The organism is Streptomyces rapamycinicus NRRL 5491 (assembly GCF_024298965.1).
Taxonomy (GTDB): domain Bacteria; phylum Actinomycetota; class Actinomycetes; order Streptomycetales; family Streptomycetaceae; genus Streptomyces; species Streptomyces rapamycinicus.
In genome coordinates this window covers 8,477,711-8,490,528 of sequence record NZ_CP085193.1, presented here as the reverse complement: position 1 = coordinate 8,490,528, position 12,818 = coordinate 8,477,711, and the positions used below count along the sequence as shown (strand labels likewise).

The 12,818-nt window shown below is 72.5% G+C and carries 9 protein-coding genes and 1 pseudogene; 6 read left to right on the top strand and 4 right to left on the bottom strand.

Annotated elements, in window-relative coordinates; translation table 11 throughout:
• Window positions 1-111 precede the first annotated feature (111 nt).
• Window positions 112-720 (bottom strand): TetR/AcrR family transcriptional regulator, encoded by a 609-nt coding sequence (locus LIV37_RS35620; RefSeq protein WP_020871914.1) that lies wholly within the window; start codon window positions 718-720, stop codon window positions 112-114.
• The gene (locus tag LIV37_RS35615) at window positions 717-2,342 is read right to left on the bottom strand and encodes an MFS transporter (protein ID WP_020871913.1); all 1,626 of its coding nucleotides are present in this window, start codon (window positions 2,340-2,342) and stop codon (window positions 717-719) included. The genes LIV37_RS35620 and LIV37_RS35615 overlap by 4 nt, the downstream gene beginning before the upstream one ends.
• A gap of 157 nt (window positions 2,343-2,499) precedes the next feature.
• Between LIV37_RS35615 and panB the strand changes: the two genes are divergently transcribed.
• From panB to LIV37_RS35600, 3 genes are all read left to right on the top strand, one after another.
• On the top strand, window positions 2,500-3,360 hold the full coding sequence (panB, locus tag LIV37_RS35610; RefSeq protein ID WP_020871911.1) for a 3-methyl-2-oxobutanoate hydroxymethyltransferase: 861 nt from the start codon (window positions 2,500-2,502) through the stop codon (window positions 3,358-3,360).
• Between the two features lie 300 nt (window positions 3,361-3,660).
• Entirely contained in the window at window positions 3,661-4,674 is a 1,014-nt protein-coding gene (locus LIV37_RS35605; RefSeq protein WP_020871910.1) for an ATP-binding cassette domain-containing protein, read from the top strand.
• Window positions 4,671-5,495 (top strand): ABC transporter permease, encoded by an 825-nt coding sequence (locus LIV37_RS35600; RefSeq protein ID WP_020871909.1) that lies wholly within the window; start codon window positions 4,671-4,673, stop codon window positions 5,493-5,495. The genes LIV37_RS35605 and LIV37_RS35600 overlap by 4 nt, the downstream gene beginning before the upstream one ends.
• Window positions 5,496-5,677: 182 nt before the next feature.
• On the opposite strand, the gene LIV37_RS35595 is transcribed toward LIV37_RS35600, so the two are convergent.
• Window positions 5,678-9,052, bottom strand: coding sequence for an AfsR/SARP family transcriptional regulator (locus LIV37_RS35595; protein WP_020871908.1), 3,375 nt, complete (start codon window positions 9,050-9,052; stop codon window positions 5,678-5,680).
• A gap of 267 nt (window positions 9,053-9,319) precedes the next feature.
• Between LIV37_RS35595 and LIV37_RS35590 the strand changes: the two genes are divergently transcribed.
• A complete protein-coding gene (locus tag LIV37_RS35590; RefSeq protein WP_020871907.1) occupies window positions 9,320-10,117 on the top strand; it encodes a site-2 protease family protein in 798 nt (265 codons plus the stop codon).
• Window positions 10,118-10,129: 12 nt separating this feature from the next.
• On the opposite strand, the pseudogene LIV37_RS35585 reads toward LIV37_RS35590, so the two are convergent.
• Window positions 10,130-10,413, bottom strand: a pseudogene (locus LIV37_RS35585) (transposase); the annotation flags it as partial.
• 164 nt (window positions 10,414-10,577) lie between these two features.
• Between LIV37_RS35585 and LIV37_RS35580 the strand changes: the two are divergent.
• The gene (locus tag LIV37_RS35580; protein WP_020871906.1) at window positions 10,578-11,270 is read left to right on the top strand and encodes a response regulator transcription factor; all 693 of its coding nucleotides are present in this window, start codon (window positions 10,578-10,580) and stop codon (window positions 11,268-11,270) included.
• A complete protein-coding gene (locus tag LIV37_RS35575) occupies window positions 11,267-12,718 on the top strand; it encodes a HAMP domain-containing sensor histidine kinase (protein ID WP_020871905.1) in 1,452 nt (483 codons plus the stop codon). Before LIV37_RS35580 ends, LIV37_RS35575 begins: the two co-directional genes overlap by 4 nt.
• Window positions 12,719-12,818 lie beyond the last annotated feature (100 nt).

Below are 12,818 nucleotides of genomic sequence, written 5' to 3'. Positions count from 1 at the left end.
TTCCCGACGCCCCGGTTGGGGTGCTCCCCGTCCGAGGACGATGGGACGGCGGCCCCGAGTTCCACATCCCGGCCCGGGAGGGGGTGTTGTGACACAACAGGCACAAACCGCTCAGCGGCGTGGGGAGACCCCTTCGAGGACCGTGTCGACGATCCGTTCGGCCAGCCCCTCGGGCAGTTCCTTCCACTCGTGGAGCATGGCGCGGGCGAGCATCGGGCCGGTGAAGAGGTCGGCGAGCAGTTCCAGATCCACGTCGGCGCGGATCTCACCGCTCTCCCGGCCCCGCCGCAGCACGGCGCGCAGGCTCGCGCGGCGGGCGGCTATGACGTTCTCGTCGTAGGCCCGCCACAGCTCCTTGTGCGCGTGCATCTGGGTGATGACACTGCGCAGCAGGGCGGAGTTGCGCTTGGCGAGGCCGCGCCGGCGCATGAACTCCAGGATGGCGACGAGGTCGTCGCGCACCGAGCCCCCGGCCGGTTCGGGGCTGGGCTCCTCCAGGGAGCGCAGCACATCGAGCATCAGCGCGTCCTTACCGGGCCAGCGGCGGTAGACGGTGGCCTTGCCGACCCCCGCCTCGCGGGCGATCCCCTCGATCGAAAGACCGCCGACCGAGGCGCCCTCCTCCAGCAGCCGCAGCGCGGCCTCGATGATCGCGGCGTCGGTGGCGGGGCTGCGGGGGCGGCCGCGGAGCCTGGGCGCGGAGCTCTCCGGTGCGGTCATCGGTCGGCCGACGCCTCCTCCCGCGAATACGGCCGCCCGTCGTCGGGGGCCCGGCCGGAGCCTTCCTTGCCGGGCAGGAAGGCCAACACGACCAGCGCGCCGAGGACGGCGACGCCCGCCGAGCCGAGGGCGGTGATGTGCATGGCGTGGACGAAGGCGTCCTGGGCCGGGCCCACCAGCGACTGGCCCCTGGGCCCGAGCTTCTCGGCGACCCCCATGGTGGCCTCGACGGACTCGCCCGCCGAGCGCTGTACGGATTCGGGTAGGCCGGGCACGGCGGCCAGGGTGTCCCGGATCCGGTCGCGGTAGGCGGCGGAGAGCACCGAGCCCAGCACCGCGACCCCGAGCGCGCCGCCGACCTGCCGGAAGGTGTTGTTGAGGGCCGAGCCGGAGCCGGCCTTCTGGCGCGGCAGCGCCTGCATGATCCCGGTGGTCACCGGCGGCATGATATGCGCCATTCCGGTGCCCTGGGCGAAGAACAGCACCTCGAGCACGACGATCGGGGTGTGCACGCCCAGCAGCAGGAACCCCGACATGGTGGCGGCCACCAGCAGCATCCCGCAGGTGCACACCGCGCGGGCGCCGAACCGTTCGACGACCAGCCGGGCGCGCGGGGCGAAGATCAGCTGCGCCACGGCCAGCGGCAGGATCAGCAGCCCGGATTCGAGGGCGCTGTAGCCGCGCACGCTCTGGGTGTAGAAGACCATGAAGAAGGTCACGCCCATGAGGGCGAAGAAGACCAGCGCGACGGCGGCGATGGCGGCGGAGAAGGCGGGGTTGCGGAAGTAGCCGATATCGATGGCGGGGTGGTCGCTGCGCTTCTCGTGCACCACGAACAGGGCCAGGACGGCGAGCCCGGCGGCGATCGAGCCCAGCACCTGGGCGTCGGTGAAGTCGGCGAGCTGGCCGCCCTTGATGATGCCGTAGACCAGCAGGACGAGCCCGACGACGGACAGCAGCACGCCCAGCGGGTCCACCCGGCCGGGCGCCGGGTCCCTGGAGTCGGGGACGAGCACCACCATCGCGATCAGCCCGACGATCACGATCGGCACATTGACGAAGAAGACCGAACCCCACCAGAAGTGCTCGAGCAGCAGTCCACCGGTGATCGGGCCGATGGCGATGGCCAGCCCCACGGCGGCGACCCAGATGCCGATCGCCTTGGCCTGCTCCTCGCGTTCGAAGACGTTGACCAGGATGGCGAGGGTCGCGGGCATCACGAACGCGGCGCCGAGACCCATGAGCGCCCGGAAGCCGATGAGTTCACCGGGCGATCCGGAGAAGGCGGCGAGCACCGAGCCCATGCCGAACACCGCCATCCCGCCGAGCAGGACCTTCTTACGGCCGATCCGGTCGCCGAGGATCCCCGCGGTGAACAGCAGCCCGGCGAAGACCAGCGTGTAGGAGTTGATCGCCCACTCGAGCTGGCTCTGGGTGGCGCCGAGCCCGGTGGGCTTCGGCGAGGCGATGGTCTTCATCGCGACGTTGAGTATCGAGTTGTCGAGGACGACGACCAGCACGCTGAACATCAGGACGACGAGGATCGCCCAGCGTCTGCGGTGGATCGCCTCGGGGACGCCGGACCCGGCCGGTACGCCCTGGGTGCTGGATGGGCTTGCCATGCCGCCCAGGCTAGGCGACTTACGATACGAGACCGTCTCGTATTGGAAAATCTTTGCGATCCGGGCCCACTTTCGCCCCGGCAGGAGCCGTGCCAGCATGGGGTTGGTCCGGGGACGCCGTCAGGGCGCCTCGAGATGATGAACAGGAGCCGTAGCGATGGCGCACGTCAATCCTGCGCGAAAGCAGTCCGAGAAGGCGCTCTACGGGGGCACGGGCTCCCGCCGCATCACCGTCCGTGACATCGCGGCCGCCAAGGAACGCGCCGAGAAGTGGCCCATGCTCACCGCCTACGACGCGATGACCGCGTCCGTCTTCGACCAGGCGGGCATCCCGGTGCTGCTGGTCGGCGACTCGATGGGCAACTGCCATCTGGGCTACGAGTCCACCGTGCCCGTCACCATGGACGAGATGGCGCTGCTGTCCGCCGCCGTGGTCCGCGGCACCCGGCGCGCCCTCGTCGTCGGCGACCTGCCCTTCGGCTCGTACCAGGAGGGCCCGGTCCAGGCGCTGCGCAACGCCACCCGCCTGGTCAAGGAGGCGGGCGTGGGCGCGGTGAAGCTGGAGGGCGGGGAGCGCTCCGCCCACCAGATCGAGCTGCTGGTCCAGTCCGGCATCCCGGTCATGGCGCATATCGGCCTGACCCCGCAGTCCGTGAACGCCTACGGCGGCTACCCGGTCCAGGGGCGCGGCGAGGAGGCGGCCCAGCAGCTGCTGCGGGACGCCAAGGCGGTCCAGGACGCGGGCGCGTTCGCGGTCGTCCTGGAGCTGGTCCCGGCCGAGCTGGCGGCCGAGGTGACGGGGTCGCTGCACATCGCCACCGTCGGCATCGGCGCCGGTCCGGGCTGCGATGCCCAGGTGCTGGTGTGGACGGACATGGCGGGCATGACCGACGGCCGGGTGCCGCGCTTCGTCAAGCAGTACGCCCAGCTGCGCCAGGGCCTGGGCGACGCGGCGCGGGCCTTCGCGGAGGACGTCGTCGGCGGGGCCTACCCGGCCGAGGAGCACTCCTTCCACTAGGGGGCGCCCGACGGGCCTTGCCGCCTGCGGCGGGCCGCTCCCCTCCCGCCCCTTCCCACAACTGGGGCTCTGCCCCAGACCCCGGGGTCTGGGGCAGAGCCCCTCCACGCGGTGGAGCCGCAGATCGATGCTTCGGGAAGGGGCGGGGAGGGGAAAGCACCGATATGCGGCTCCGCCGCGTGGTCCACCGGGCCCCACGAGAACCACTGCGGTACAACGACAGCCCGCCGATCTTCCCCCGTCGGCGGGCTGTCTGCCGCTTGTCGGTGGTCTGTCGGTGAGGGCTGACATCGTGGCGGCATGACGCGACGGGAACACAGGATCAGGGACGGCAACGCCGTCGAAGTTCGGGGGCTGGTCAAGCACTTCGGTGACACCAAGGCCGTCGACGGAGTGGATCTGGACGTGCCGGAGGGCACCGTCCTGGGGGTGCTGGGCCCCAATGGCGCCGGTAAGACGACAGTCGTCCGGTGTCTGTCCACCTTGCTGGTGCCGGACGCAGGCACCGCGATGGTGGCCGGGTACGACGTGCTGCGCCAGCCCCGGCAGCTGCGCCGCACCATCGGGCTGACCGGGCAGTACGCCTCGGTCGACGAGAAGCTCCCCGGCTGGGAGAACCTCTACATGATCGGGCGGCTGCTCGATCTCTCCCGCAAGGAGGCGCGGACCCGCGCGGACGCCATGCTCGAGCGGTTCTCGCTCACCGAGGCGGGCAAGCGGCGGGTGCGCACCTACTCCGGCGGTATGCGCCGCCGGCTCGACCTGGCCGCGTCCATGATCGGCCGGCCCTCGGTGCTCTATCTGGACGAGCCCACGACCGGTCTGGACCCGCACTCCCGCAACGAGGTGTGGGACGAGGTCCGGCGGATGGTCGCCGACGGCGCCACCGTGCTGCTGACCACGCAGTACATGGAGGAGGCCGAGCAGCTCGCCGACAACCTGACGGTGATCGACCGGGGCAGGGTCATCGCCAACGGCCGGGTGAACGAGCTCAAGGCCAAGATCGGCGGCCGCACCCTGCAGATCCGCCCGGCCGACCCCGGTGAGCTGCACCGCATGGTCGGCGCCATCAGCCAGGCGGGGCTCGACGGCATCGGCGGCGCGATCGCCGACATCGAGGAGGGCCAGGTCAACGTGCCCATCGCCAGCGATGAGCAGCTGACCGCCCTGATCGGTCTGCTCGGTGAGCGCGGCTTCGCGATCTCCGGGATCCACACCCAACTGCCCAGTCTGGACGAGGTCTTCCTGGCCATCACCGGCCGGAAGGCGTCCACACCGCAGGAAAACAAGAAGCTGGAAGAGGTCGCCGCGTGAGTACGGCCACGATGACCGCGCCCGTGCGGGGGAAGAGCGACGGCCGGATCGGGCCCCGCGCCAATCTGCGCCACATCGGCGCGCTGGTGCGGCGCAACGTCATGCAGATCAGGTACGAACCGTTCGCGATGTTCGACGCCCTGGCGATGCCGATCGTCTTCGCGCTGCTGTTCACCTATGTCTTCGGCGGCGCGATGACCGGCGGCAACCGCTCCGAGTACGTCAACTACTTCATCCCCGGTCTGATGGCGATGGGTGGGCTCAACATCGCGATGTCGATCGGCATCGGCGTCAATGACGACTTCAGCAAGGGCGTCATGGACCGCTTCCGCACCATGCCGATCGCCCGCTCCTCGGTGCTGATCGCCAAGCTGATCGTGGAGAGCGGCCGGATGCTGGTGTCCACCCTCATCCTGCTGATCATGGGCTTCATCATGGGCTTCGAGCTCAAGACCGGTCCGCTGGAGCTGGCGTTCGCGGTGGCGCTGGCCGTGCTCTTCGGATCCTCGCTGACCTGGATCTTCATGCTGCTGGGGATGTCGATGCCCACCCCGCAGGCGGTCAGCGGTCTTGGCTTCCTGGTGATGATGCCGCTGCAGTTCGGCTCGTCCATCTTCGCCCCGACCGCCACCATGCCGGGGTGGCTGCGGTCCTTCACCGAGTACAACCCGCTGTCCCGGCTCGCGGACGCCGCACGGGCGCTGACCAGCGGCCATGGCGCGGTGGCCGAACCGGTGATGGTGACCCTGGGGTGGGCGGTGGCCCTCACGGTGCTCGTCGCGCCGCTCGCGGTGCGCAGGTTCCGCAACAAGACCAGCTGACGGTCCACCGACCCCGGCCACCGGCGGGCGCGTCCTACGGGGGACACGCCCGGCCGGTCGTCATGTCGCCGCCGGGCCCGGAGCGGGGCCCGGTCGGAGCGGCGCGCGGCCCCCGGGGGGGGCGGAACGGCGCGCGGGCCCCGGGGGGGCGGAGCGGCCGCGCGGCCCCGGGCGGGCCCCGGTCAGAGCAGCGCGGTGGCCTCCTCCAGCGTGAGCCCGGTGCCCTCGGCGTAGGCCCGCTCGTACCCGGCGTCCCCGAGCTCGGCCCGCGCCGCGGCCACGGTGCGCTCCCGGCCCGTCAGCTCGACGGCGGACTTCCGGTAGTACTGCGCCTTGCGCAGCACGTCGTACGCCCCCACCAGCCGCGCCGCGGTCCCGGCCCGCTCGGCGCCGCCGAGGCCGCTCAGCGCCTCGGCCCCGGTGAGCAGCTGGGTCACCGGGATGTACGGCGCGATGAGGTCCGTCATCCGGCCGGCGGACTTCGCCAGCGCACCGCGCACGTTCTCCAGGGCGTCGCCCGGCCGTCCCTCCAGCAGGTCGAGCCAGGCCAGCATCCCCTCCACCATGCCCGCGAACAGCCGCAGCTCCCGGCCCTCGAACTCCCCGTGCAACGTGGTCAGAAGGGCCCGTGCCGCCACGAGACGGCCCGTGGACCCGTAGCGCAGCGCCAGATGGACCCGGGCGTACGACAGGGCCTCGGCGCCCACATACTGCCGCTGCCCGACCACCTCGAGCAGGATCCGCTCGCCCTCCGCGGCCTCCTCCTCGTCGCCCAGCTCCACGAAGATCCCGGCCAGCCGGGAGCGGAGGAACAGCACCTGCTCATGGGCCCCGAGCTCCTGGGCGCAGCGGATCGCCGCACGGTAGTCCTCGGCCGCGGCCGCGCCCTCGCCCCGCTGTCCCCGGGTCTCGGCGCGGCCGGCCAGCGCCTCCGCCGTGCCCCATACGTCACCGATCCGGCGGAAGACCTCAAGGGCCTCATCGGCGTCGCGGATCGCGCCCTCGTGCTCACCGCTGCGCTCGTTGTGGACCCTGGCCCGCAGCTGGAGGTTGAACGCAAGCTCCCATGCGTAGCCCAGCTTCCGGCAGGTGCGCACCGCCTCGTCGATCATCCCCCGCAGCAGGGCGAAGTCGCCCTTGAGGAACACCGCGAAGAACCACAGCACGCCCGGCAGACGGCAGGACTGGGGCAGCCCCGGCCGGTAGGCGGAGACGATGCCCTCCAACTCGCGCTGGGTATCGTCGCCCACCACGGCCTGGAGGTCGCCCTCGATGTTGGACAGCGCGAACAGCCGCACCCCCCGCCGCGCCTCCTGCAGCAGCTCGGGCTCCATCGGCGGCGGGGCGGCGATACAGCTGACGTACAGCGGCGGCGCGGGCGTCACGGGCGGCAAGAAGGGGCTCGGCCCGAGCTCGGCCGCGGCCGTCGCCCAGTGGTGGGCCTCGACCCGATGGCCGCGCAGATGCCAGAACCAGCCGAGCGAGAGCACCAGGCACAGCGCCTCCTGCTCGTCGCGGGCGGCGACGGCCCGGCGCAGCGCGGTGCGCAGATTCTCGTGCTCGGTCTCCAGCCGGAGGAGCCAGTGGCGCTGCGCCGGGCCGCGCAGCAGCGGGTCGGCGGTACGGGCCAGCTCCCGGTAGGCGATGAGATGGCGGCGTTCGACCGCGGCCCGTTCGCCGGACTCGTCCAGCCGCTCCGCCGCGTACTCGGCGACGGTCTCCAGCAGCCGGAAGCGCATCTCCCCGTCCGTCCCCGGCTCCGTTCCGGGTGCGGTTCCGGGCGCCGTTCCGGGTGCGGTGACGACGAGCGACTTATCGACAAGGGAACCGAGCAGGGCGGCCACATCACGGGGGTCCACGGCTTCGGTGTGCTCTTCGACGTCCCCGCACACCGCCTCCGCCTCGGCCAGCCCACAGCCGCCCGCGAAGACGGACAGCCGGGCGAGCACGGTGCGTTCCGGGGCGTCCAGCAGGCCCCAGGACCAGTCGACGACCGCGCGCAGGGTCTGCTGGCGGGGCAGCGCCGTACGGCTGCCGCTGGTCAGAAGGCGGAAACGGTCATCCAGCCGGTCGGCGAGCTGCCGCGGGGTGAGCAGCCGCAGCCGCGCGGCGGCCAGCTCGATCGCCAGCGGCATCCCGTCCAGGCGGCGGCAGATCTCGGCACACGCCGCCGGATCGTCCTCGGTACGGAACCCGGGCCGGGCCGCCGCGCCCCGGTCCTGGAGCAGCCGCAGCGCGACGGGGTCGGGCAGCGGCTCCACGGGACGCACCAACTCGCCCGGGACCGCGAGGGGTTCGCGGCTGGTGGCCAGGATGGTGACCCCGGGGCACTGGGCGAGCAGCGACTCGGCGAGGTGGGCCGCGGCCGCCACGAGGTGTTCGCAGTTGTCGAGCACGATCAGCATCCGGCGCGGGGCGCAGTGCTCGATGAGCCGGGCGCGCGGATCGTGCAGGATCGGGTCGGTGGCGGCGCGCAGCCCCTCGGCCGCCGTGCCGAGGATGACCGTCTCGCGCGCCCCGAGCGCGCTGAGGACCGTCTCCGGAACGGTCTCGGGGTCGTCCACGGGCGCGAGCTCGGCCAGCCACACCCCGTCCGGCCAGCCGGGCGCGACCGCCTCGGCGGCCTCCTGCGACAGCCGCGTCTTCCCGGCCCCGCCGGGCCCCAGGAGCGTGATCAGCCGGTGCTCGGCCAGATCGCCGCGCAGCGCCGCCAGATCGGCCTCACGCCCGACGAAGCTGGTCAGCCTGGCCCGCAGATTGCCACCGCCGGTGCGGGCGGAGGCGGCCGGTACGGGCTCCGGGGAACCGGGGCCCGGCGGCCCGGGAGCCCCCTCGCCGGTCACCGCCAGCAGCTCGGCGTGGAGCGCCCGCAGCTCCGGCCCCGGATCGGCGCCCAGCCGGTCGGCGATCTCCGTACGGATCGCCTCGTACGCGGCCAGCGCCTCCGCCACCCGCCCCACGTCCCGCAGGGCGCGGATGCGCAGCGCGTGCAGCGGCTCGTCCAGCGGGTGGGCGTCGCAGAGCCCGGTGAGCGTGGGGAGGGCGTGACCGGCGCGGCCGAGGGCGAGGTCGGCGGCGAGCCGGGCGCGCCGCGCGTCCAGCCGCCGCGCCTCGGCACGGGCGGCGGGCGCGGTGGCGTCGGGCAGATCGCTGAGCGCGGGCCCGCGCCACAGCGCGAGGGCGGCGTCGAGCAGATCGACGGCCTTGGCCGGATCGCCGTCGGCGAGGGCGCGGGCGCCCTCCTCCGCGAGCCGTTCGAAGCGGTGCAGATCGACGTCGTCGGGGTCGGCGCTCAGCCGGTACCCGCCCGGAACGGACTCCACGGCGTCCTTGCCGAGCGCCCGCCGCAGCCGCCCGACCAGCGCCTGCAGCGCACCGTGCTCGTCGGCGGGCGGATCGGTGTCCCAGATCTCCCCGATGAGCGCCCCGGTGGTCCGCGCCCGCCCGGGCGTCAGCGCGAGCGCCGCCAGCAGCGCACGCAGCCGCGCCCCGCCGACGTCCACGGGGATGCCGTCGTCGTGGCGGGCCTGGGTGGTGCCGAGGATGCCGTAGCGCACGGGCCCATTCTGGTGGATGGCCCGCCGGGCGGGGCATCGGCCTCGGACGCGCGGGAACGGTGACGGGTCGCGGGAGCGGCGATGGGCCGCGGAAGCGGTGACGAGTCACGGAAACGGCGACGGGTCGCGGAAGCGGCGACGGGTCGAGGCCGGGCGTCGGCGGTCGCGTGGCGCTGCTCACATCCGGCCCTCCCGGCCCGGAACTCCGCGCACACTGTCCGTCGTTTCCCCCTCAGCGCTCACCAGCCCATATGGAGACCCCACCCGATGACCACCGCAGTCAGCCGCCGTGACCGGCGTATCAGCCCCGTCTTCCTCGGCCTGTTCGCGATCATGGTCGTATCCGCGTGGGCCGTATGGACGGAGTACTCCGCGAGCCCCGGCTTCGCCGTGTTCCTGTTCGTCGTCTCGGGATGGATTGTCTCCCTCTGTCTGCATGAGTACGCCCATGCGCGCACCGCGCTGCACGGCGGGGATCTGACGATCGGCGCGAAGGGCTATCTGACCCTCAACCCGCTGAAGTACACCCATGTGGCGCTGAGCATCGTGCTGCCCGTGATCTTCGTGATCATGGGCGGGATCGGGCTGCCGGGCGGGGCGGTGTTCATCGAGCGGCACCGGATCCGGGGGCGCTGGAAGCACAGCCTGATCTCGGCCGCCGGGCCGCTGACGAATGTGCTGTTCGCGGCCGCGCTGACCGCGCCGTTCTGGCTCGGCGCCACCGACCGGGTGCCGGAGCTCTTCCGCTGCGCGCTCGCCTTCCTGGCACTGCTCCAGGTCACGGCGGCGATCCTGAACTTCCTGCCGGTGCCGGGCCTGGACGGGTACGGGGTGATCGAGCCGTGGCTGTCCTACCGCATCCGGCGCCAGGTCGAGCCGTACGCGCCGTTCGGGCTGCTCGCGGTCTTCGGAATCCTGTGGATACCCGAGGTCAACCAGGCGTTCTTCGACGCGATCGACGCGGTGATGCGGGCGCTGGGCGTATCGGAATGGGACACCTACTGGGGGCAGGAATTCTTCCGCTTCTGGCAGGGCGAGCCCGATATCGCCGGATTCCGGTCTTAGAACCCCTAACGAAAGGTGGGCGAACGCGCGCTCCACGACCCAGCGTTGGGTGCCGGGGCCGGAGCCGTGTTCGGTGCCACGCCGGGCGATCAGCGGCTTCACGCCGAGGTCCCCTACCAGACGACGGTACTTGTCGTGGTCGTAGCCGCGGTCGGCCGGCACCACGACGGGGCGGCGCCGGGGCCGGCCGCGCTTGCCCGCACCGGCGGCACGGCTTGGAGGAGCGGGATCAGCTGGGTGACGTCGTTGCGGTTGCTGCCGGTCAGGGTGACGGCGAGCGGGATGCTGGCGGCGTCGACCTCCCATGGCCTTGGCCGAGCCACCCCACACCCCCCGGATCATCAGTCCCAGAATGATCCAAACACCTCGAAGATCATTTCGTTAGGAGCTCTAAGGGTCGTCTCAGGTTGATCGGGGACAATGAGCGGCAAAAGCATCGACTGGGAGGGGGCGGGCCAGCGTGCGGATCATGATCGCGGATGATGAAGCGGCCATCCGTGGGTCGCTGGAGCGGGTGCTCCAGGTCGAGGGTTACGACACCAGCACCGTCGCCAACGGTCTCGCCGTGCTCGACGGGGTCGGTGGGGCCGGCGGTGACACGCTGGATCTGCTGATCCTCGACGTGATGATGCCCCGCCTCGGCGGGTTGGAGACCTGCCGGCGGTTGCGGGCCGCGGGTCGGGATCTGCCGGTGCTCATGCTGACCGCCCGTGACCAGGTCTCCGACCGGGTCACGGGGCTGGACGCGGGCGCCGACGACTACCTGCCCAAGCCGTTCGCCACCGAGGAGTTGCTGGCCCGGGTGCGGGCCCTGCTGCGCCGGCGCACGCCGACCGACGGGGAGTCGCAGATCCTGTCGTTCGCCGACGTCCGGCTCGATCCCGACAGGTTCGAGGCGTGGCGGGGCGGGCGGCCGCTGCGCCTGACCCGGACCGAGTTCTCCCTCCTGCAGGTCCTCGTGCGCAACGCGACCCGGGTCTTGACCCGCGACGCGCTGTTCGAGGCGATCTGGGGCTTCGACATGAGCGCCACCGCCAACAACCTCCAGGTATACGTGAGCTACCTGCGCCGCAAGATGGAGGCCGAGGGTGAGCCGCGACTGATCTACACGCTGCGCGGCCTGGGATACACGTTGCGGGAGACTCCTCCGTGAGCAGGCCCGCCGGCCGGGAACCGCGCCGGCTGACCCGATGGTGGCGCCGGCGGTCCCTGCGGACCAGGCTGACGGTGATCGCGGCGACGGCCATCGCGGTCAGCGTGTTCGTGGCCTTCCAGGTGGCCAGCGAGCTACTGGGCTGGGAGCTGCGGGACACCGCCGAGAATCAGCTACGCGCCGACTCCCGCGTCCTGGCGACGAACGCGCAGCGCGCCGGTCTGGCGCAGGTCCAGCTACCGCCGTATCCCGGATCCGGTCGGCTGGTGCGGGTCATCCTGCCCGACGGCTCGACCCGGACGCCGGCCGGCCAACCCGCGCTGCCCCCCGTCAGCGAGCACGCCGGGCGCGTGGCGCAGGGCGCGTCGGCCGACCTGATGGAGTCGAAGGACGGCGACGAAGAAGGCTACCTCATCTACACGCTGCGGGCGGGCGACGGCGCGGTCCAGGTGGCCCGCGCCGCCGACGACAGCCCGATCAACCAGTTCGGGTTGGGCATGCTGCTGATCGGGCTGCTCTGCGTGGTCGGCGGCGCCCTTGTCGGACGGACCGTGGCGCGGACCGGGCTGGCACCGATCGACCGGCTGACCGCCGCCGCGGTACGTGTCGCGCACACCCGGGAGCTCGACGCCCACATCCCGGATGAGGGCGGTGGGGAGATCCGGCAGCTGATCCAGTCGATCAACGACATGCTCGCCGCGCTCAGGGACTCCCGGCGGGCCCAGCGGCTGCTCGCCGAGGACGCCGCCCACGAGCTCAAGACCCCGCTCACCAGCCTGCGCCTCAACGTCGAGCTGCTGATCCGGCTCGATCGGCGCGGCACCCTGGACAGCGCACTGCCGGCGGAGGGCCGGACCCGGCTGCTCAACGATCTCGGCGCCCAGGTGGCCGAGTTGAGCACCCTTGCCGCCGAGCTGACCGACCTGGCGCGCGGTGACGTCAGCGACGAGAACACCGAGCTGCTCGACCTCGCCGACGTGGTGGTGGCCGCCGCGACCCGGGCGCGTTCCCACGTGCCCGACATCGAGGTCGCGCTCGACGTGACCTCCGTGTGGGTGAGCGGGCGTCCCGCTGCGCTCCAGCGGGCGGTGCTCAACCTCATCGACAACGCCGGCAAGTGGTCCCCCGCGGACCAGCCGGTCCAGGTCCGGCTCCGTGCCGAGGGCGCGTCGGCGGTGCTCGAGGTCGACGACGCCGGGCCGGGCATCGACGCCGCCGACGTACCGCGGGTGTTCGACCGGTTCTACCGTGCCGACAGCGCCCGGGCGTTGCCGGGATCCGGTCTGGGGCTGTCGATCGTGCAGCGGGTCGTCGACGCCCACGGCGGCCGGGCCACCGTCGCCCGCTCCGCACGCGGTGGCGCGCTGCTTCGGGTCGACCTTCCGGCCGCGGCCCCGCCCGCCCCGATCGCGCGGCTCACCGCCGGGGAGGACACCGCGGTGCGCTGACCCGCCCCGGCGGCGCGGCGCAGGACAAGGGACGGCGGCCCTCGGGCATGGCCCCGCGCGGCTCACCGTCGGGGCAGGACGCCGCGCCGACCCCAGCCCC